We start from the raw sequence: 19,585 nt of genomic DNA, 5'->3' as shown, positions 1-19,585 counted from the left end.
ATTGTCACGCTCGTTCATCTTTAAAAACAAAATATATTCATCATTTATTTGATTTTTCTTCGATAATTTTCAGATAGCCTTTTTCAAGAATTCCCATTTTGAAAAGTATCTTCCGAATCTTCCATCGTATTTTCATTTTCTTGCAGATTTCCAGCAAAGAGAAGTAATGTCCGATCATGGGAATACAAAAGCAGGAAGAAAAAACAAACCGCGATTTTGCGATCGGATTAGACGCTCGTATGATTTCTCACTCCGGCATCGGGATGAGAATTAGAGGGCTTTTGAAATATCTAGGCCCCATTTCTAAAAAAGAAAAAATTCAAATCTATCTTTTTGGTGATTTAAAAACGATTCAAAACGAAGGAATTTCATGTCATGAATTTTCTGGTTTTGAACAAAATCAAAATCCAATCACAACCAAACATAAATCTATTCGAAACATAAAAGATTTCTCATATCCTGTAATTTCGTACCATACTCAGATCTATTCCTTTTCCGAGTTTTTAGGTCATCCTTGGATGAATCAAATGGACATCTTAGACATTCCTCATTTCAACGCGCCTCTTACTCATCTACATAAATCAATCGTAACGATTCATGATATTATTCCGTTTCGAATGAAAGAGTTTCATTCAAGTTTCGTAAAACGATTTTATATGCAGGTTGTGTTTCGTTTGATTCGATCTTTTTCCAAGAAGATCGTGTCCGTTTCTAAATACACTGCGATGGATTTAGAATCTGTATTCGGTTTTTCTAAAGATAAGATAAAACTGATCTACAACGGTATAGACCATACTATTTTTTATCCGGCAACCTCCATGGAAAAAAAGAATTTTTTAAAAAAATACAATCTCAAAGAAGGATATTTATTGAGTGTCGGGATCGGCAAAGGTCACAAAAATTTAAACTTAGTTTTAGACGTTTTAAAATCTCTTTGGGATTCCAAGGTCTTAAAAACTAAATGGGTGTTAGGTGGTACATCTGGAAAAATCCCAGACTATTTACAATCATACATAGTCGGTTATGAGGATCAAATAGTTCCCATGAAAAGACTAACACTGGAAGAACTTCGTTGTCTTTATTCTTGTGCGGGTCTTTTTATCTTTCCTTCAAAATACGAAGGTTTTGGATTTCCTCCTCTCGAAGCGCAAGCCTGCGGTTGTCCCGTGATCTCTTCTAATTCGACCGTGATGCCTGAAATTTTACAAAACAGCGTATTTTACTTTTCTCCTGAAAATCCATCTGAATTGGAAAATCTTCTAAAAAATTTCTTAAAAAACCATAACTCTGTAAAAAAACTGATTCCCCAAGGTAAAAAAAACTCGGGAAAATTTTCGTGGAAAAAAGCTGCTTCTGAAACTTTAGAAGTTTATAAAAATCTTTTATAAAGAATTTCTGTATGAGTTTTCATATTTAAAAATTTTGACAGACTTTAAGCGATTCAAAACCAAACTCACGTTAGTTCAAAACGGATCGAATCCCTTTTTCAAAATCCGTTTTGAACCGGAATCCCAGTTCTTTCTGAATTCGATTTGAATCTATAATCGAAGACTCCTGGATGTATTCTAAATTGATCTTCTTTTTAGTCAATTTAGATAACAATATGTTTAATATATTCAATAAAAATAATGTTATGCCCTTCAGCTTCAACCTAAGAAAGAACTTGCTCGGAATTAATTTTGAAAAAAGAATTTCTATGTCTTCGCAACTCAAAGGTATAGGATAAGCTATGTTGAATATTTTTCCAGAAACTAAATTCCATTTTTTTAATATAACTAAAATAGAATCCACAACATCCAGAGAATAAACGACAGATTTTTTAAAATTAGGATTTCCGGAATAAAGCAAGATTCCGTATTGAAACAATTTTAGAAGTTTATTTATAAAACTTCTATTAGTAGGACCGTAAACCGAAGCGATTCTTAAAATTACAAAAGGATTTTTAGACTTCTTCACAAGAGATTCACATTCTATTTTTGAAATCGCATAAAAAGTATTTCCGTTTAACGCAGAAGTTTCGGTAACGGGTCGATCCAAAAAACCATAAACCGAAGAAGAGCTAGAAAACAAAATTTTAGTCGTACGATTTTTAGAAGCAAATTGAAGTATCTTTCGGGTTGAAAGTTCGTTTCCTTTTTTATATTCTTCCAAGGTGGAAGCCTGGCCGCTCACCTTTCCCGCAAGATGAATGATAAATTCCGGTTTTTCTCGGATCGAAAAATCAGAATCGTCCTCAAGATCCACTTCGTAAAAAATAAAATTAGAATGAAACCGAATCGTATTTGGAAAAGAAGAAAGTTTTCTTCCGATACAAATCACTCTATAACTTTTAAGTAATTCAGGAACGAGCACCAAACCCAAGGAACCACTACCACCGGTCACCAAAATTGTTTTTTTAAAATTCATTTTCTCGTTCATGAGACCATCATCATGCTTTCACAAGTATAAAGAAGAATTTTTTAAGAGTCGTCTCGATTTTTACTCTCGACAGAGTAAAAACAAAAACGATAGTTGTGCTTCAAAATCCAAACTTAGAGAAAACAATGATGAAAAATATTTTTTCAACGATTTTAATTTTAACTTGTATCTTAGCAGTTTTCTTTTGCAGTTCCGAAGAAAAAAAACAACCTCCTAGACAGGAATATCAACCCAATTCAGACATCAGAACTTTTGAAGTAGGAATGATTAAAGAAGGAGATAAACGAATCAAAGCGGAAGCGGTTTTGGGAACACCTTCGGTAGAACTCAACACACAAGATGGAGCGGTTTTAGAATGGTATTTAGTTTCCACCGATTATCAAAAAAATTCTTACAAAACGTTAGCCGAAAGACCAGCAACCATCACCGAAGACACTAAGTTCATTAAACTGACGATCGATAAAAAAGGCGTGATTAAAAAAATGGAATATAAACTCTAACCTAAGAGTTTATATTCAGAGTCTGTTCCAAAACGTAAAATAATCCGGAAAAGACCTTAGTTTTCCGAACATTAATAAAAGAGAAACGCTTAGTCTCATAAAAGTGTGAAATTTATATAGAAACCTTAATATTAAAGAATTGTAAATCATTCGATGTGACTGTTTCTATGGGAACTAACACTTTTGATTGGGAATTCAAAGATTGATTATAAGGTTTTGGAACAGACTTTTAGAATGCATTAACGATTCAAAAAGTTTCGCAAATGAATGTTCCTGTCAATTTCTATGAAATTAAGCACCGTAAAGCCCTGTTTCAGCGCAAAATATTGGTACTCAATTATAGTTCTAAGTTAGAACGAATTTATCTGAGAGTTTTTGAGGCAATTTTTTTAATTCGCAACGTCATCTTCTAATAAATCCAATCCAGTAAATCCTATTAAAAAATCTAAAAGTTCCATAGGATTAAAACCGATTCTGAGTCCCGCATAAACACCTAAATAAACTTCGATTTGATAAAGAAAACTTTTAGGATAACCGTCTTTTCTTTTATTAAAATTTTGTAATGCATTTTGTACGGCGGGATCGTTTTTATCTAAATTTTGTTTTTCTATAAATCTTTTGTAAAATTCTTCCTTCTTTTTTCTTCTTCTTTCCGCAACTGGAATATTGTAAAAAGAAAGATAACGTAACTTCTGACTTTTGATATTATACCTTTCGTTTAAAAATTCAGGAACCTGATCACCAGGGGTTTTAGAGTCCTCCAAATTTTTTAATTCTTCCGTAGTTTCGGAAGAAATTGTTTCTGGCGGTTCAGTTTCAGAAGTTTGTGTCTCCACTTCTAAAGGAAAAAAAGTATCTCCTCCTAAAATTCCAAAGATCAACTGTTGAGATCGATACGAACCAAAATAACCTCCTCGAAGTCCATAACCTTTTCCTAAATCTCTTTTGCCAGGAGCAGATTCTCCACCTTGAAAAACAAAACCCGCAGCGAGAGGACCAATTCTAACTCCCGCTCCATAACCGGGAGTTTCCACTCCTATAGTAAATACGTCTTTCAAATCGTTTTTTCTATTTTGAAAATACGTGGCACAATTGGTAAAACTGATCAGAAAGTAATTTAAGATTAAGAAAAAAAACAAAAATCCGTTATATTTTTTTGTGGAATTCAATAAAGTCACAGACCTACTCTCTTGTGATTTATCGGTTAGGCAACCCGGAAAAACAAAATGAAAGATTCGTTTTCTGATTGTTTCTCAAATTCTTAAGGTCTCAATAGAAAATAGAATGGAAGAATTAAAGTCATCCGTAGTTGTCCCTGAAAATATCGCCGTTCTGGGAGGCGGTCCGATGGGGATTTATCTTTCTACGTATCTTTCTCCCAAGGCAAAAGAAATTTATCTTTGGTATGACGATCGTAAAAAAGCCGCAAAAATAGAAAAAGAAAGAATCGCTTCCGTACTTGAAGATTCAATTTCAGTTCCCGAAAACGTTCGTATTCAAAGTGAATTCGATTTTTTAAAGAACGGTTCTTGGGTACTAATCATAGCGGTGCCTTCCAGGCTGATGGAAGGAATCTTGGACGAATTATCCAAAGTTTTAGATAAGAATTCTTCACATTTTATCTTTACGTTTACAAAAGGACTTTTATCCGCATCTACAAGAAAAAAAACGAACTGCATTACATATTCTGAATATTTACAAAAGTTATGCGTTGCTGGAAAGTTTAAAAATATAGAATATACCGCAGTTAATGGACCAAACTTATTGGGAGAACTCAAACGAGGACATCATAGTTTTTATTGTTTGGCTTCTTCCGGAACTCAATCCATAGAAATTTTTGAAACTTTATTTTGTGGTTCTCGGAATCATACAAAAACATACAAAGATCTAATTGGTTTGGAAGTGTCCGGAGCGATGAAAAATCCGATTGCGATCGCTTGTGGAATCGCCTCTGGAATTCCTGAATGTGGAAGTAACTTCGAAGGAGAATTGATCAGTTTGGGTTATTCCGAAATTATCACTCTTTTGAAAGCGCTCGAAATTTCAACTCAACCGGTTCAAGAATACGGACTTGCGGATCTGATCGCTTCGTGTACTTCTCGTTATAGTCGAAATAAAGCATACGGCCATCGATTCGTACATAAATTGATTTCGGGAGAAGACCGTCCCAATTTGATAGAAAGGATCGAATTATTTTTTAATCCCGCTGAATTTATTCAAAAAGAAGTAAGCCAGAGCGAAAGTCACGTAGAAGGAGCCTTTGCACTTGCTTCAATCATTTCTTTAGCAGAAGAAAAGAAAGTGGAAATCCCACTCTATGATACACTTTTTCAAATACTCACTCGAAGAGTTTCTCCAACCGAACTCATTCGTTTTGTATCTAAGTCCACATCGGACGAAGTTCGTCATATTTCTAAAATCGCCACAAAACGTTCCGGTTTGGGGATGGCTTCGGGAAAAAAATTTCAAGAAGCTTTGAGTAAAAATGTACTGAGACGTATCAACGGACAACCTGGAATGACGGATCGTGTTCTCAAACAATCTTCTCTTCTCATAAAATCTTTAGAAAAAAGATACCAAGAAGCAAAAGAATCCAACGACGTCACCGACTTATTACAAATTCCTAAAGAAATACAACTTTGGGACGAAGTGGAAAAAAAATTTCAGGAAACCGGGAACAAAGATCTAACGAAAATATTAGATTTTTATGTTACTGAAATCGCGGACGATTATAAACCTTTTTTAAGGGATGCGTTAATTCATCTGATCGCCCCAACTCGTTACGTTTTAAGCGGTTTTAAATCCGGAGCGGGATTACCCAAAATAGGAGGTTGTGTCAAAGAAGTAAAGGCACTCGCTTCTAGATATGATATACTCTATACTCCTACACATAGATCTCATTTAGATTCTATCGAAGTAGCTTTTGGATTAAAATGGTTGGGATTGCCAGTTCCTAGATACGCCGCGGATAAAAAAGTGATGGCCACTCCAGGACTTGCTAGCGTGTTAAAATCCTTAGGCGCATACATGGTAGATAGAAAACGAAATCGGAATATTTTATATTTAGAATGTTTGACTCAATATTCAACAATGATGTTAGAGGCAGGAATTCCCACATTGGTATATCCGGAAGGAACTCGTTCTAGAACCGGAGGAATTTTACCGATAAAAACCGGGATCTTATCCACGTCCGTAGAAGCATACAAACACACCGGTTCCGAAGTGATCGTGGTTCCGATCGTGTTGTCTTATGAAAACGTTCCCGAAGACGAAGAATTTTGCGGCAAAGATAAAAAACCTGGTTTTAAGGATTTTTTCTATAAAAGAAAAGAAGTGTATATGGATCTTTGTGAACCGATACCGGTTTCAAGATATATACACGAAGAAGATCCCACAGGATCGATAGGATTTGAGATCACTCAAGGTTGGAAAAAATATAGACGAATTTTACCGAATCAACTTGTAGCGCGTATGATCGTAGAAAGCGGAGGAGAAGTAAACACAAACGAACTTAAAAACTTAATCAAAGAAACTTTACTAACTAAAAAAGGAAACTATCTCATTCAGGATTCAAATGAAATCTTAAAACGAGGACTTAAAATATTAAAGCAGAAAAAGATAATATCTTTAGAGAATGAAAACGTAAAAATATCGGACAAAGATTTAATTCAGTACTATGCGAATATGTGTTCGGACGAATCCTCTTACTCATAAGAACACCATAAAACACTAAAACTATTAGTTTACACTTTTATAACGTGAATTCAGAAAAAGAAATTGGGGCAATCCAGATTCGCCCGAACGGACTCTCGGCCATAGTCAATAAATTGCATGAAAGAAACGTAATGCAATGTTTAGTCTTTAGTTACAATTCAGAACGCGATCTAAAATGCGATCCTTTTCGCGTTATGCCGAACTCATATTTGTTAATCAATTCGATAGGGATGAGTAAAACTGAAGACATTAGAATTGTTGAAAGATGAATTCTCCATTTGTTTCCGTTGTATTGAAATGAACAATTGAAGTAGTTTTTCTAATCTCCACTATAGAATTTTTCAAAAACTCTATTCATAATTGAACTTAGAGACGTTTTCCTTTTTACGGATTTTTAATTTCAAAAATAAATTTTCTCTTTCCGTCTCGGAATAACTGGACCAGTTGCAGATTTCTTCTAAAGTTCTAAAACATCCTTTACAAAAGCCAGATTCAAAATCCATAGAACAAATCTTATTACAAGGAGAACGGACCAATTTGTTTATTTAGCCTTAACTTTAGAATTAGGAGAGACTCTTTTTCTAATTGGTTTTTTCTTCTTAATATTTTCCATCGCTCCTTTAGAATGATCCACGATCGTTTTCATTTCTTTAAAAAGTGACATACCGCTGATTCTACCTGGAACGATTACGTGCGCAGCCCCGCTTTTTACAAGAATTTCAGCTTCTTGAACGTCATCCGTGGTGAGAATGATGGAAGGTTGGGTTCGATGACAAATAACTTTAAGAGATTCTAATAATCTACGGCTGGTGGTTCCTTTAAGAATCATATCAGAAATTGTACAGATCACATATTTTGCTTCTTCGATTCCGAGATGATGTAAGGTTTCCGGATTCGCCAAATCACCATAAGCCCAACGAATCCCTTTCGCTTCTAAAGATTGGCGGAAAACCGGATTAAAATCCACGATTAAAATTCGATTGAGCCATTCCGGTTTTTCACGCTCGATTCCCTCTAAAAGACCTTGCGCAATTCTAAAATAACCTAAAATTACGATGTCTCTTTTAGATTGACCCGTAATATGAGATTCGGTCTGGTCTTCTTCATCTTCTTTTTCTTTTAGACCGACCATATTCAATATTTTTAAAATGAATCTTGAAATCGGATCGTTAAATAAAATGATATAAGTCGAAACTACGGATGCAAGAATCATAGAAGTCAAAACGGTGGATTCTAACTCTTTACTAATATGGCCGTAACCCATTCCCAAAGATAAAATCACTAGAGAAAATTCGCTGATCTGAGCTAAGTTTAAGCCAGCGACGATTCCGGCCCTTAAACCTTTTCCGGAAAGATAAACCGGTGTCGCAACCGTGATCACTCTGCTAAAGATGACGAATACAACAGCGATCAAAGAAACACTGAGGATTTGAATGGAAGGAATCGGAATTTTCATTCCGAGAGCGACAAAAAAAAGAGTAATGAAAAAATCCCTAATTCCTGAAAGTTTTGCAATGACATCCGCACCATACGGAAAAGCTGCGATGCTGACTCCGGCGATCAAAGCCCCCATTTCTTTGGAAAGCCCCGCTTTTTCTGCAAAACCACAAAGTAAAAAACACCAAGCGATGGAAGTGATTAAAATCAATTCAGGTTTAGAAGCAGCGGCGTGAAACAATTTAGATAAAAAGAATCTACTAATCAAAAAAGAAACACATATCAAAACTAAACCGATTCCTAATGAACCTGCAATTTTTAAAATCTGGGGATTTTGTAAATTGGGTTGGACTCCCATAAAAATGATCGCCCATATATCTTGAAGAACTAAAACCCCAATTGTAAGACGACCAGCGATTGTACTCACTTCGAATTTATCGTGCAGAAGTTTGACTACGATCATGGTGGAGCTAATAGCGAGTGCAACGGCGAAGTATAAAAGATCAAACCTACCTGTCGAACCGGCAAGAATCCATTGAAAAAAGAAAAGTCCAAATAATACACAAAATTCGAACTGAACAATTCCTAAAACGAACATGGACTTTCCCATACGCGCCAGTTCTTTTAAATCGATTTCAAGACCAATGATGAATAGAAGAAGAATCAATCCGATTTCAGAAATCAGTTCGATACTTTCTTCGTTGATTACAAGACTCAAACCTAAATTTGGTCCGAGTAAAAGTCCGCCCGCCACATAACCCAGAATTAATGGTTGTTTTGTAATTCTGGCGATATGCGAAAAGAACGTAGCAAAGATGATACTTAACGCAATATCATTTAGAAGGGAGAGTGAATGATGCTCCATTTATGATCGTCCTAAAACGATTACAACTTTTGGTTTTTAACAAGAAAAAACCTGAGTTTGTGGCGGACCGTAATCGTTTTGCATACTAAAGTATGAAAGATTATTAAAGTAAAAAACATTTTTTTTATTGATCCTCTAAAAACTTAGATCGTAAAGATTTAGAATATGAAAACGTGTCAAAATTTTGAAATAGTAATCTAAGGAAAAAAGTAGAAATCAATATTTTCAGATTTCCGTTTAATATAAAGATCAGAAATCTATTTTGGATTATGACAAATTATAGTCCTTACTACACTTTATGATAAAAAGTTAAACTGTAAGCTGAGATTCACCAGGTTCTAGAATGTGTATATCCGGTAAATTTCTATATCTTCCATTAAAATCCAAGCCGTAACCCACCACAAATTCGTCTGGAATTCTCCAACCTATATATTTTACAGGAAATTCTAAGATGTCTTTTCTTTCTTTTAAAAGGAGAGCTACGATTTCCAAACTTGCGGGATTACGAGTAAAAATGTGTCTTACTAGATATTGAAGAGTGAGTCCAGTATCTAAAATGTCTTCTACTATAATTACATGACGATCCGAAAGATCGATGTCTATATCTTTTAACAGTTCGATTTTTCCAGTAGACACGGTTCCGGAGTAAGATCTTGCTTGAATGAAATCAATTTCTATCGAAAAAGGAATCTCTCTGGTTAAATCCGTAAAAAAATAGGCACCTCCTTTTAATACGCAAATAAAAATAGGATTTAGTTTTTTATAATCTTCTGATATTTCTAAGGCGAGAGATTTTACTTTTTGAGAAATATCTTCTCTACTAAAACGAGGATGTAAAATATCCGAGCCAATTTTGTTCATTTATGGTATCCAGAATCTAATTATTTTTCCGGGAAGTTTTCCAACTTCTTCCCAAGACTCGGCTTTCACTTGTATACTAAGAAAACCGGATGTTGGAAATTTAAGGAACATAGACTCTGAAAATGAAGAATCTTCGTTTCCTCGAATGAGTTTATTTGCAATCTCTTCTATGCTCGGGTTATGACCCAATAAAGCCACATCTTCAAATTTTAGATTCAAATTTCTGATGGCTGTTAGAATGTCTTCACTGTCCGATTCGTATAGATCTTCTGTAGTCGTCGTTTCGAGAGATAAATTTCGGTTTTTCGTTATGATCTTAAAAGTATCAATGGTCCTCTTGGAATCCGAAACTAAAAATAAATCTGTTTTAAATTCGATCTTTTCCAAATACTTTCGAAGAGACCGAGCATTTTTTTACCTCTTTCGGAGAGGGGTCTTTCGTGGTCGGATTTAAATTCCGTTTCCCAGTCCGATTTGGAATGTCTGATGAGGTGAATTCGTTTCAATGAACTTTGTCTCTCGTTTTCCGGTTCTCCGGTCAACTTTAAATTCATTGACAAGATGTAAAAGAAGACGTTAATAATGGGCTATGAAAAATGTTTTTGCGTTAGCAGGAACTGCTCTGCTTTTTTTAATCCCAGGTCTGTTAAGCGGACAACTGGCGGGTCCACCTGACGGAGAAAAGGCGAAAAAGGACATTCAAACCTACTGGCTAAAGAAAAATATCGGAGATAAAATTCAATCGATAGAAAGTAATGGGGAACCAGTTCTGATAGAAAATTCAAAATCTAATTCGGATATTTTATATAAATTCCCTTTTTTAGTCACGGTAAAACGTAAAGATGGTAGTATAACGCGTACAGAAGTAGGAGTAAACTACGTTTTCATTCGTACAAAAGGTTGGTCGTTTTCAGAATTGGGTTTCGGTAAAAATATAGTACTTTCTGATCCTGGAAAGGAATCTCCCGATAAAGAAGTTGTTCTTAAATTGATCGAAGAAAGTTTACTGCAAGATCGGTGGAAAGGGAAAACGATCGAAAATCTAAAAATAAGCGAATCTACCTCAGGAATCGATTTGGAAACACATTGGTATCTTTATTTAGGGGAATACGTAGTAGTAGACTTTAATGCCCGTTATACGTGTTCGAATTTGGCAGTAAGGTTGTTTAAAGAAGATTCTTCTTCGACGGATTGGAAATTGGATTGGAAGGAAAAAGGAATCTGCAGACAAATTTATGGAAATTCCAATGAAACCTCACCTTGAAAAATTCCATAGTGAAAATTCGTAAAATTGCTTCAATTGTCCATTCAATCCAAACAGATCAAGAATTAATTTTTCAACAACTCTTTTGAGCTTGTCTCAAAATACTTAAACAAAAATTCTTTAGGAATTTCTAATAAAATCCTCACAGATTATTTCATTTGAACGTTGGTTAAATTTTACTGATCTTAGAACCAAACAAAAATTCTCCAGAGTCAGATACAAATTCCATATTTAAATTACGAGCGACAACTCGTTTGTTTTCAAGTCATCGATCGTTTTTTAAGTTAAGTCGGTTTTAGTTGGATGAATCTGTTTTTTTTAAATTTTTATTTTGAATTCGATTTAAATTTTCCTTTTTCAATCTTTCCGAAAATCGGATTGAATTTATTTTTCCGGCGCGTAGCCCTTTCAAAGTATTTCGAATAGAAACACCGATTTGATCGTTTGCAGAATATCGATTTAAAAAATTTTCAGTACGAATTCTATCAGAGAAATAGAATGTTTTTCCATAAGAAAAAGCGGCGGAACTTCGGATTGAAGGATGTACATTCTCGTTAGCGATGGTCGATTCTAAATAATTCATAGCCGAGTTTCCTCCAAAATCGGCGATCAATTCGTTAATCTGAGATAAGGCATACACTCTCAAATCCGGATCTTTGGAGATTGCAATCAGATATTCCTGGGGATTAGAGTTGATCGCGTAAATTTCTCGAACTAAAGTTTCTTTTTCAATGTGACCCGTTTGTGTGACCACCGCTTTGATCTTTTGATATTGGTTCTGATCCAAAGTTTGAGCTTGAATTACTGAAAAAATTCCAAACAAAAATACGGCGATTACTCCGTAATAACTGATTCTTAAATTTATCATAAATTTCTTAAATTCCATTTACTTAATATACAAGAGGATGCGAACGAAGCACCCAACCCTGTTCTCCCGTCAATTGAGTTTGATCGATTTTAGGATTTCCCGCCCAAAACATTAGATTCAATCCTCCGCTGTTGTAAAATCCTTCTCCTAAACATTCCGTTAAACCTACAATATTGTTTCCGTTTTGATCCTTACATTCCGGAGTTTCCGGTAGAGGGTCCAAGGAATAACGTCCTTTAATTACGTCTTTTTCTACTAGATGGTAAAGACCTAAATAGTGACCACCTTCATGAGCGATTGTTTTTGCGAGAAAAATCTGATCCGATGCGCAGATCAAATCTTGTCCTTGCGCCCCACATCCGGAAGCTGTTCTATGATTTTCTATGAATACGATCATACCGGATCTAGGTGTACCTGTAACCGGAATTCCGGGGATACCGGAGGAAATTCCTAAAATTCCAACCGGTGCGTCACTCGAAATCGTATAATCTCTCGTGATGTATATATTCAAAGAATTTGAATCTTGTGCGCTATTTGGATTTGTTTTATAAAGATTTCCTAATGAATTGGCAACGTCTCCATAGTCGTCTGTAATATTTTGAATTGTTAAATAAGGAGCACCTGCCGCCGCAACGGAAGCCGTCACGGTCACGTCGATTTTTACTGTATTTTGAGCATAAATATCTTTTAATGTTTGAATCATCGTGGCCATACCTGCAACCGTAGGAGTGGCCACCGCCCCTGGAATAAAGATTAAGTTGATATTCAGTTTTTTTCTGGATTGCCAAACTTTGTTCAAACCAGAAGAGGAACTTCCCAATAGGCCGTTTTGTTCGGCGCGAAATTTATATTCTTCGCAAGTTTGAGGTGTGTTGTTCGTAACTTTTTTAGTTATAACTGGTGTACTTAAATTAGCCGGAACAGCAAAGGTTGTTCCCAATAAATTACTGTTAAAGTTATTATAATTGGCGCTAGGTGCATAGTATCCAGGTGTTGCGCCTATAGGAAAAGCAGTCGTGACAGATCTGTATCCGGGTGATTCGCTCTTTTGATTGTCTTGAATTAAATCTCCAGATTTATTTATCCATAAAGGATACATAAAACGATTTGAGTTGGATGCAAATTGATGATTTTGTTCGGCATAAACAATTCCTAATGGATTGTTTCTACCAATTCCGGGAAATTCCACCGTTCCTACTAGATACGCAGTTCCACCATCCGCGTATGCTCCGTTTTCTGTCAAAAGAACTTGACTGAGATTGGAAGTAGATATGCTAAAATTTGGCGTGCTTCCACTCGTTCGGACGTTTTCTTCGGGAGCACAGTAATAATTTACTTCATTGAGCAAATACAATCCTAAAAGAAGTTCTAAGTTTTTAGAATTGTCATCTTTTCCTTTATTAAAAAGACAACCCCATATAAAAAAACAAAAAATTAAAATCAAAGCCGAAGATTTTTTTAACATAACCTTGAATTCCTAACCCATATTTAATAAAATTTTAATATTCTAAAGTAACTTATTTCACTTATCGCTTATTCGTAAAATCAATATTTTTGAAAAACAATCTTAAACTACTTTGGATCCAATCTAATTTCTTTTTCTTTTCCTACTAAATCCGCTACGGTTTTTAGATCTTGTTTTTCTAAGAACCGATCCAAAAACTCTAAAATTCTCATAGGTAAAAAAGGGCCCTGATAGATATAACCGGTATAAATTTGGATTAAATCAGCTCCTGCAAGAATTTTTTCCAAAGCGGTTTTTTCAGAATCGATTCCGCCCACTCCTATGATGGGAATCCTTCGCTTTAAAATTCGATAGGCAACCCGAACGAATTCTGTGGAACGGTTTTTTAAAGGAGTTCCGGAAAGTCCTCCTTCTTTTTCTACGTTAGGATATTCTTTTAAATAGGATTTATCAATAGTCGTATTGGTTAAAATGACTCCGTCGATTTTTAGACTCAAAGAAGTTTCCAGTAAGGCTTCGAGTTCTTTTATTTGCATATCGGGGGCAAATTTTACGAATAAAGGAGTTTTAAAATTTTTGCCCAAACCTTTTCTGATTCCTTGAATCAAAGATACAAAGTTTTCCTGTTTTTGAAAATTCCTCAATCCTGGAGTATTGGGAGAACTGATGTTTATAACCGCATAATCTGCGTAAGGTGAAAGTTTTTTGAGAGTGTAAACGTAATCCTCCACCGCTTTTTCTTCGGGAACGATTTTCGTTTTTCCTGCGTTGATACCTCGGATTTTTGTTTTTTTTTGGGAGGAAATGATTTTCTCTGCGGAGTCTGCTCCTGGATTGTTAAACCCCATTCGATTGACCAAGGCTTGATCTTGTGGATAACGAAATACTCTAGGTTTTGGATTTCCGGATTGTTTTTGTCCTGTGATGGTTCCTACCTCGATATGACCGAAACCCATTCTCGAAAGAAAAGGGTAAAGTTCTCCCGTTTTATCGAAACCCGCTCCCATTCCCAAGGGATTTTCAAACTCGATTCCGGCAATTTTTGTTTTTAAACGATCGCTTTGATAAGACGTCATCGATTCCATTAATGTTAAAAACCCAGGAAATTTTTGACCGATTCCGAGAAAATTTTTTGCAAGTTCATGTGCCGTTTCGGGATCTAAGGAAAGAAAAAATGGCTTTAGAAAAATTGAATATACACTTTGTCTCAAATGAGGGAAAAACATCTCTAAAACTATTTTATTCCTATTGATCAAGACCAGCGAAAAATTTTATTTCCTATAAAAAGAAAGACAATTCCGTATAAAAACAAAGAAACCAAAGTAGGAATTACCGAATTTAACTCCGCGCCTTCGATAAAAACAGTCCTTAAGGAATCTGCCATCAGGGTCAGAGGAAGATTTCGAATGATTGGAAGTAGTATTTCCGGAAAATTTTGATAGGAGAAAAAAATTCCCGAAAGTATCATCATCGGAAACGTCATTGCGTTAATCAGTCCATTCCCAACTTGAGAACTGGCTGCTCTTGATCCGATAAAAATTCCGATACAAACGAACGCAAAATTTCCAGAAAGATAAACCGCAAGTGCAGCTTCAATGGAACCTTCCATCGAGTTTTCAAACGTATATTGAGTAAAACCAAGTAAGATTGTCGATTCTAGCGCGGTTACGATCAATCTGGTAAAAAAGAACGATAGAAGAAAATGCAACCGATTCATCGGTGTTGCGGACATTCTTCGTAAAAGTTTTTTCATCCTCATTTCAATCAGATTCCAACCAACTCCCCAAAGACAGGAATTCATCACTCCCATTGCGAGCATTCCGGGAATTAAATAATCTATATATCTAGTTCCCTTCGAATCCAAACGATCCACTCTCGATTCAAAATCAGTTTTATGGGAATACATTTTTGCCAAGATCAAAAGATAATCTCTTTGGCCGTTTGGATTGTCTGAATCAAAAGAGAAATGAATTTTTCGATCTTTTGTTCTTTCTACGATTACGTTGAGTTTTCCTCGTTTGAGATTTCGAATCGCTTCTTCTTTGGAAAGAATCAAAAAATTAAGAGATGGAAACGAAAAGGATTTAGAATTTACTTTTTCTTCCTGATTGATCACGTTTTCCAATGGATCAGAATTCAAAATTTTTTTGAGTTCATCGAGTTGATAAGAATTTTCTAATATTGCAATTTTTACTTCTTCCGAACCTCGGTTTTTAAACGCTATCCCTAGAATTCCCGCCATTGCAATCGGAAATACGAAGGCCCAAAAAAGAATTGCTGGTTCTCTATAAAATTCTTTGAGCTGAATGTTTACGAGTTGGAATATCTGTTTCATTCTTCCAGTCCTCTTCCTGTCATACTTAGAAAAATGTCGTCTAACGTTTTTCTATGACATTCTAAAGTGTTTAATTTTTTTCCGGATATAGAAATTGTCTGCATCAATTCGGGCAAATATTCTGTAATTGAAGAAACGTGAATCCTCGCTTCCAGTTTTGAAGAATCCCAAAAAAATTTACAAGGTGGAATCCAACTTTCGGGATTAGAACCGTCCTTCATAGAAAGTCGGATGATCTCATCCCCTTCCGTTTTTCCTAGGAGTTCCATTAAAGATCCCTGATCTAGAATTTTTCCATGATCCATAATGATGATTCTTTCGCAAAGTGTTTCCGCTTCTTCCATATAATGGGTAGTGAGAATCATCGTAGTTTTATTTTGTCTAAGACCGTCTAAAATTTTCCAAATATCTCTTCTTGCTCCCGGATCCAGTCCGGTTGTAGGTTCATCTAAAAAAAGAATTTCAGGATTATTTAATATAGAAATCCCAAGAGCCAATCTTTGCCTTTGGCCACCGGAAAGATTACCTACGTATGTTTTTTGTTTTTCTTCCAGATTGATCAATCCTAGAATCTCGCTTAATCTTTCTTTTTTACTTTTATAAAAAGTTCCGAAAAGATTCAGAGTTTCTTGAACCGTAATCCGATCCATAAACCTGGTTTCCTGAAGAGCTAAACCCACTTTGGATCGGAGAAAGGTTTCGTTTTTTTTCCAAGTGGTTCCAAGAATCGATATGGATCCGGAGTCCGGTTTTTGTATTCCTTCCAACATTTCAATTAAAGTCGTTTTTCCGGCTCCGTTTGGTCCGAGCAATGCAACAAATTCTCCTTTGCGGATTTGGAGACTTAGATTATTGACTGCGATTGTATTTTTAAAACGTTTAGTTACGTTTTGAACTTCTATCAAATTTTCTTCCGATTCGGATGACTTTATATTTAGATTCAACGTGAGTCCTTCTATATTTTATTTTAGTTATATTATGGTATTTTTATATATGAAATCATTTCCAAAACTTCAAAAAAATCTAATTACAGTTACCCTGCAAATTCTTAGTAAAATGCAATAATTTCACGAAAACCGCACGACTGGATATTTGTGAACTTATAGTAGTCTTTAATATCAAATTTTCATAATCTTTGAATTTTAAGACAATTATAAATAGAGTTTTTGAAAAATTAATTCTTCATCTGTTTTTGTTTCATAGGAACGGTCGATTGAAAAAGTTTTGTTAATCGTCATTATGGAATTTTTCAACAATTCTAATTAACTTTTACCGTAATAACGTAGGATTTGTCGAAGAGAAGATAAGTAGGAAGGACCAAAAAGATTGATATGAACTAAAACCGGATACATTTGCCAAAACGGAATTCTATCCTTAAAATGTTCCGGGTTTTCGATTCCACAATAAGAAAGTATTCTTTGCATTTCTTCTAAATTTAAAGAACTACCAAATAAATTAAGCATAGCTAGATCTTGTTCCGGATGTGAAAAAGAAATGGAAGGGTCGATCAAATAAGAATGTCCATTTTTACCGGTAAGTATGTTGCCCGACCAAAGGTCTCCGTGTATCAATCTAGGGTTACTTTGATTGAGAGACCATTCTTCCGTAAATTTTTGAAAAACTTCTTTTACGTTTTCTGCATCCTTGGTCGTAATCAATTTACGAGAAAGAGCCAAGTTCAATTGAGTTGATAAACGACTTTCCCAAAAGAACTTTTCAAAACTAGAATACCATTGATTTTTTTGGGAGAGAGTTCCAATAAAATTATTCCGTTTCCATCCCCAAGAATTAGAATCTTTGCGATAGAGTAATTTTAAACTACGAATTAAATCTTCTCTTGCAGTCGAGACCGATCCGGATTCAATATAGTCCATCACTAAAAGCCAAAGACTTCCGGTTTGTACAATTCCATAACATTCAGGAACACGTACTCCAATTCTAAAAAGTTGTTCTAAAGATTCTTTTTCGGTTTCTGCCATTTCTTTGTTAGAAATGACTTTTACTCCAAAGGAATGATGAGGAAGTTTAGCAAGATAAATTTCATTGAGGCTAGAAGAATGAAAGGTTACCTTGGGTTTGTGACCGGAATTTAAAATTCCGAGTTTGTCCAAACCTTCGCAGATTGCCTCTTCTAAATCCGCATGGATAACCACTATTTCGCTTCCTCCCGGTTGATTCCGGTTCTTTTCGTTTAAATAAAAAATCGGTCTGAAAGGTTCCCAGATTGATTGAAAATTTATAAATCGATTTTTATAATCCGTAAGACGTGAACATCTTAAAAATTCTTACCGCATTGTCGTTGTTTGTTGGAAACCCTCTCTGGGGAATCGATTTACCTTTTCATTGGAATTACGTTTTAATTACATCCATTAAGAAACAATCAACCTCTTATTGGTCTAATGTTTTTTCAAAATCGCATACGATCTGTTACACAGGGGCCGTCATTTTATCAAATGGTTATTTTAAGTTTTCATTACTTCCTAAGAGTTTTATCAAATTAAGTAAAAATTATAAAATCAGACTAATTCCTTTGATTACCACCGTTTCTAAAAATGATTCTAGCTTTTTAGGTTCGGATATTACGATGAAAATCGCGATTGAAAACATAATCGATTTTTTAAAACAAAACCCCGAAATCGCGGGATTACATTTTGATATAGAATTTCTTCCTAAGTCTGAGATTGGGAATTATAAAAAATTTTTAAGAAAGTTAAAACAAGAACTTCCTAAAGAAAAAGTTCTTACTGTTGCTATATTTCCTCAATTAGAATTTCCTAATCAAAACTTGATCGTTCATTCTGATCTTTTTGAAGAGAAATCCATTGATGAATTTGTTTTGATGAGTTATGATTTTCATTCTCCGAAGACCAATCCTGGACCTGTTACTTCTATTCCACTGACAAAAAAGAACTTAGAGTTTTTATTAAAACGAATTTCTAATTCAAAACTTTGGCTTGGGCTTCCTCTTTACGGATATTTTTGGAATCGAAATGGTAAAGTTCAAATTTTGACACAAAAGAATCTGGAAAAATTTAGGGAAAATTCGGAAATCATCTTAAATGAAGACGGTTTTTCCTTTGTCAAAAACAGTAAAGGGGAAGGTTATATTTTGGATTCAAATACTTTGGAAAAGTATGATGTTCTTATTAATACGTTTCAACTCAAAGGAGCCGCTTTTTGGAGAATAGGATTTTAGTTTGAAATAAAATTGGCTTTATTGTTTTAGATTTTATTTCAATCCAATTTTGAAATAAATGAGTTTGTCGGAACAATTGGTTTCGTTTTCAAAGTTTTATCGTGAAATCTGAAATTGTGGTAGTTCCTACAAATTACGTCGTATTTCGAGTTTAAAGTCTTCTTTTTATTTCAACTTTTGTGCGAGTTCCCACAGTTTCAAAAGAATATCAGAATAACTTTGATTAGAACAATTGGTTTCGTTTACAGAGTTTTATCGTAAAATCTGAAATTGTGGTAGTTCCTACAAATTACGTCGTATTTCGAGTTTAAAGTCTTCTTTTTATTTCAACTTTTGTGTGAGTTCCCACAGTTTCAAAAGAATATCAGAATAACTTTGATTAGAACAATTGGTTTCGTTTTCAAAGTTTTATCGTAAAATCTAAAATTGTGGTAGTTCCTACAAATTACGTCTCTTTAAAAGTGATCCGTTGAACGTGCCTCAAAAAATTCTAAGATAAACTTCCCGCAACTCGTTCGGAAACAATTTGATTTATTCTCTTTTTATAAAAGTTAGCTCAGAAATGGTTTAGAGAAAGTTTATAAATTTCAAAGATAACGATCAAATTTCAGTTTCATGTCTTTATGATAGGACATCATAAATATTAAACGAATATACCCGCT

General features: G+C 34.8%; 16 protein-coding genes and 1 pseudogene. 5 read left to right on the top strand and 12 right to left on the bottom strand.

All coding sequences use genetic code 11. From position 1 onward, the window contains the following. Nucleotides 1-176 precede the first annotated feature (176 nt). Nucleotides 177-1,388, top strand: a complete 1,212-nt coding sequence (locus LEP1GSC049_RS211415) for a glycosyltransferase family 4 protein (RefSeq protein WP_004755388.1) — start codon at nt 177-179, stop codon at nt 1,386-1,388. 70 nt (nt 1,389-1,458) lie between these two features. On the opposite strand, the gene LEP1GSC049_RS211420 is transcribed toward LEP1GSC049_RS211415, so the two are convergent. After that, nucleotides 1,459-2,418, bottom strand: a complete 960-nt coding sequence (locus LEP1GSC049_RS211420; RefSeq protein ID WP_004755140.1) for an NAD-dependent epimerase/dehydratase family protein — start codon at nt 2,416-2,418, stop codon at nt 1,459-1,461. Between the two features lie 95 nt (nt 2,419-2,513). Between LEP1GSC049_RS211420 and LEP1GSC049_RS211425 the strand changes: the two genes are divergently transcribed. Next, entirely contained in the window at nt 2,514-2,918 is a 405-nt protein-coding gene (locus tag LEP1GSC049_RS211425; RefSeq protein WP_004769811.1) for an LIC13410 family lipoprotein, read from the top strand. Nucleotides 2,919-3,307: 389 nt separating this feature from the next. On the opposite strand, the gene LEP1GSC049_RS211430 is transcribed toward LEP1GSC049_RS211425, so the two are convergent. After that, on the bottom strand, nt 3,308-4,096 hold the full coding sequence (locus LEP1GSC049_RS211430) for an LIC13411 family adhesin (RefSeq protein ID WP_016561064.1): 789 nt from the start codon (nt 4,094-4,096) through the stop codon (nt 3,308-3,310). A gap of 106 nt (nt 4,097-4,202) precedes the next feature. On the opposite strand from LEP1GSC049_RS211430, the gene LEP1GSC049_RS211435 reads away from it, so the two are divergent. Next, nucleotides 4,203-6,632, top strand: coding sequence for a 1-acyl-sn-glycerol-3-phosphate acyltransferase (locus LEP1GSC049_RS211435; RefSeq protein ID WP_004753733.1), 2,430 nt, complete (start codon nt 4,203-4,205; stop codon nt 6,630-6,632). A gap of 350 nt (nt 6,633-6,982) precedes the next feature. On the opposite strand, the gene LEP1GSC049_RS211440 is transcribed toward LEP1GSC049_RS211435, so the two are convergent. The 4 genes and pseudogenes from LEP1GSC049_RS211440 to LEP1GSC049_RS03895 form a co-directional block, all read right to left on the bottom strand. Further along, entirely contained in the window at nt 6,983-7,168 is a 186-nt protein-coding gene (locus LEP1GSC049_RS211440) for a DUF1289 domain-containing protein (RefSeq protein ID WP_004772119.1), read from the bottom strand. A 5-nt stretch (nt 7,169-7,173) separates the two neighbouring features. Beyond that, nucleotides 7,174-8,934, bottom strand: a complete 1,761-nt coding sequence (locus LEP1GSC049_RS211445; protein ID WP_016561051.1) for a cation:proton antiporter — start codon at nt 8,932-8,934, stop codon at nt 7,174-7,176. A 309-nt stretch (nt 8,935-9,243) separates the two neighbouring features. After that, entirely contained in the window at nt 9,244-9,795 is a 552-nt protein-coding gene (gene hpt, locus LEP1GSC049_RS211450; RefSeq protein WP_004754851.1) for a hypoxanthine phosphoribosyltransferase, read from the bottom strand. Next, nucleotides 9,796-10,337, bottom strand: a pseudogene (locus tag LEP1GSC049_RS03895) (SixA phosphatase family protein). It lies immediately after the preceding gene. A gap of 47 nt (nt 10,338-10,384) precedes the next feature. On the opposite strand from LEP1GSC049_RS03895, the gene LEP1GSC049_RS211455 reads away from it, so the two are divergent. Beyond that, nucleotides 10,385-11,059, top strand: coding sequence for a hypothetical protein (locus LEP1GSC049_RS211455; protein WP_004755003.1), 675 nt, complete (start codon nt 10,385-10,387; stop codon nt 11,057-11,059). Between the two features lie 295 nt (nt 11,060-11,354). Here the strand turns inward: LEP1GSC049_RS211455 and LEP1GSC049_RS211460 are convergent, their stop codons facing one another. From LEP1GSC049_RS211460 to LEP1GSC049_RS211485, 6 genes are all read right to left on the bottom strand, one after another. Beyond that, nucleotides 11,355-11,927: a hypothetical protein gene (locus LEP1GSC049_RS211460; protein WP_004756607.1), complete on the bottom strand. Its 573-nt coding sequence runs from the start codon at nt 11,925-11,927 to the stop codon at nt 11,355-11,357. Between the two features lie 22 nt (nt 11,928-11,949). Then, nucleotides 11,950-13,392 carry a M43 family metalopeptidase leptolysin gene (locus LEP1GSC049_RS211465; protein ID WP_004755160.1) on the bottom strand — a complete coding sequence of 481 codons (1,443 nt, stop codon included), beginning with the start codon at nt 13,390-13,392 and terminating at the stop codon, nt 11,950-11,952. 107 nt (nt 13,393-13,499) lie between these two features. Then, nucleotides 13,500-14,618 carry a quinone-dependent dihydroorotate dehydrogenase gene (locus LEP1GSC049_RS211470; protein WP_004754995.1) on the bottom strand — a complete coding sequence of 373 codons (1,119 nt, stop codon included), beginning with the start codon at nt 14,616-14,618 and terminating at the stop codon, nt 13,500-13,502. 26 nt (nt 14,619-14,644) lie between these two features. After that, nucleotides 14,645-15,727: an ABC transporter permease gene (locus LEP1GSC049_RS211475; protein WP_004754306.1), complete on the bottom strand. Its 1,083-nt coding sequence runs from the start codon at nt 15,725-15,727 to the stop codon at nt 14,645-14,647. Continuing rightward, complete coding sequence (locus LEP1GSC049_RS211480; protein WP_004754759.1) at nt 15,724-16,671, bottom strand: ABC transporter ATP-binding protein; 948 nt, start codon at nt 16,669-16,671, stop codon at nt 15,724-15,726. Before LEP1GSC049_RS211480 ends, LEP1GSC049_RS211475 begins: the two co-directional genes overlap by 4 nt. Nucleotides 16,672-16,989: 318 nt before the next feature. Next, on the bottom strand, nt 16,990-17,880 hold the full coding sequence (locus LEP1GSC049_RS211485; RefSeq protein ID WP_004754034.1) for a fructosamine kinase family protein: 891 nt from the start codon (nt 17,878-17,880) through the stop codon (nt 16,990-16,992). A gap of 113 nt (nt 17,881-17,993) precedes the next feature. On the opposite strand from LEP1GSC049_RS211485, the gene LEP1GSC049_RS211490 reads away from it, so the two are divergent. Continuing rightward, complete coding sequence (locus tag LEP1GSC049_RS211490) at nt 17,994-18,923, top strand: glycosyl hydrolase family 18 protein (protein ID WP_016748305.1); 930 nt, start codon at nt 17,994-17,996, stop codon at nt 18,921-18,923. The last annotated feature ends 662 nt before the right edge of the window (nt 18,924-19,585 follow it).

It is taken from the genome of Leptospira kirschneri serovar Cynopteri str. 3522 CT, assembly GCF_000243695.2.
In the GTDB taxonomy this organism is placed as follows: Bacteria; Spirochaetota; Leptospiria; order Leptospirales; family Leptospiraceae; genus Leptospira; species Leptospira kirschneri.
Note: the sequence above shows the minus strand (reverse complement) of the source record. Positions and strands in the feature narration are given on the sequence as shown.

What these genes read in the sequence shown, in the direction of transcription:
- LEP1GSC049_RS211415 (WP_004755388.1), top strand. Translation starts at nt 177, where the DNA reads ATGGGAATACAAAAGCAGGAAGAAAAAACAAACCGCGATTTTGCGATC.
- LEP1GSC049_RS211420 (WP_004755140.1), bottom strand. Translation starts at nt 2,418, where the DNA reads ATGAACGAGAAAATGAATTTTAAAAAAACAATTTTGGTGACCGGTGGT.
- LEP1GSC049_RS211435 (WP_004753733.1), top strand. Translation starts at nt 4,203, where the DNA reads ATGGAAGAATTAAAGTCATCCGTAGTTGTCCCTGAAAATATCGCCGTT.
- LEP1GSC049_RS211445 (WP_016561051.1), bottom strand. Translation starts at nt 8,934, where the DNA reads ATGGAGCATCATTCACTCTCCCTTCTAAATGATATTGCGTTAAGTATC.
- hpt (WP_004754851.1), bottom strand. Translation starts at nt 9,795, where the DNA reads ATGAACAAAATTGGCTCGGATATTTTACATCCTCGTTTTAGTAGAGAA.
- LEP1GSC049_RS211455 (WP_004755003.1), top strand. Translation starts at nt 10,385, where the DNA reads ATGAAAAATGTTTTTGCGTTAGCAGGAACTGCTCTGCTTTTTTTAATC.
- LEP1GSC049_RS211460 (WP_004756607.1), bottom strand. Translation starts at nt 11,927, where the DNA reads ATGATAAATTTAAGAATCAGTTATTACGGAGTAATCGCCGTATTTTTG.
- LEP1GSC049_RS211465 (WP_004755160.1), bottom strand. Translation starts at nt 13,392, where the DNA reads ATGTTAAAAAAATCTTCGGCTTTGATTTTAATTTTTTGTTTTTTTATA.
- LEP1GSC049_RS211470 (WP_004754995.1), bottom strand. Translation starts at nt 14,618, where the DNA reads ATGTTTTTCCCTCATTTGAGACAAAGTGTATATTCAATTTTTCTAAAG.
- LEP1GSC049_RS211475 (WP_004754306.1), bottom strand. Translation starts at nt 15,727, where the DNA reads ATGAAACAGATATTCCAACTCGTAAACATTCAGCTCAAAGAATTTTAT.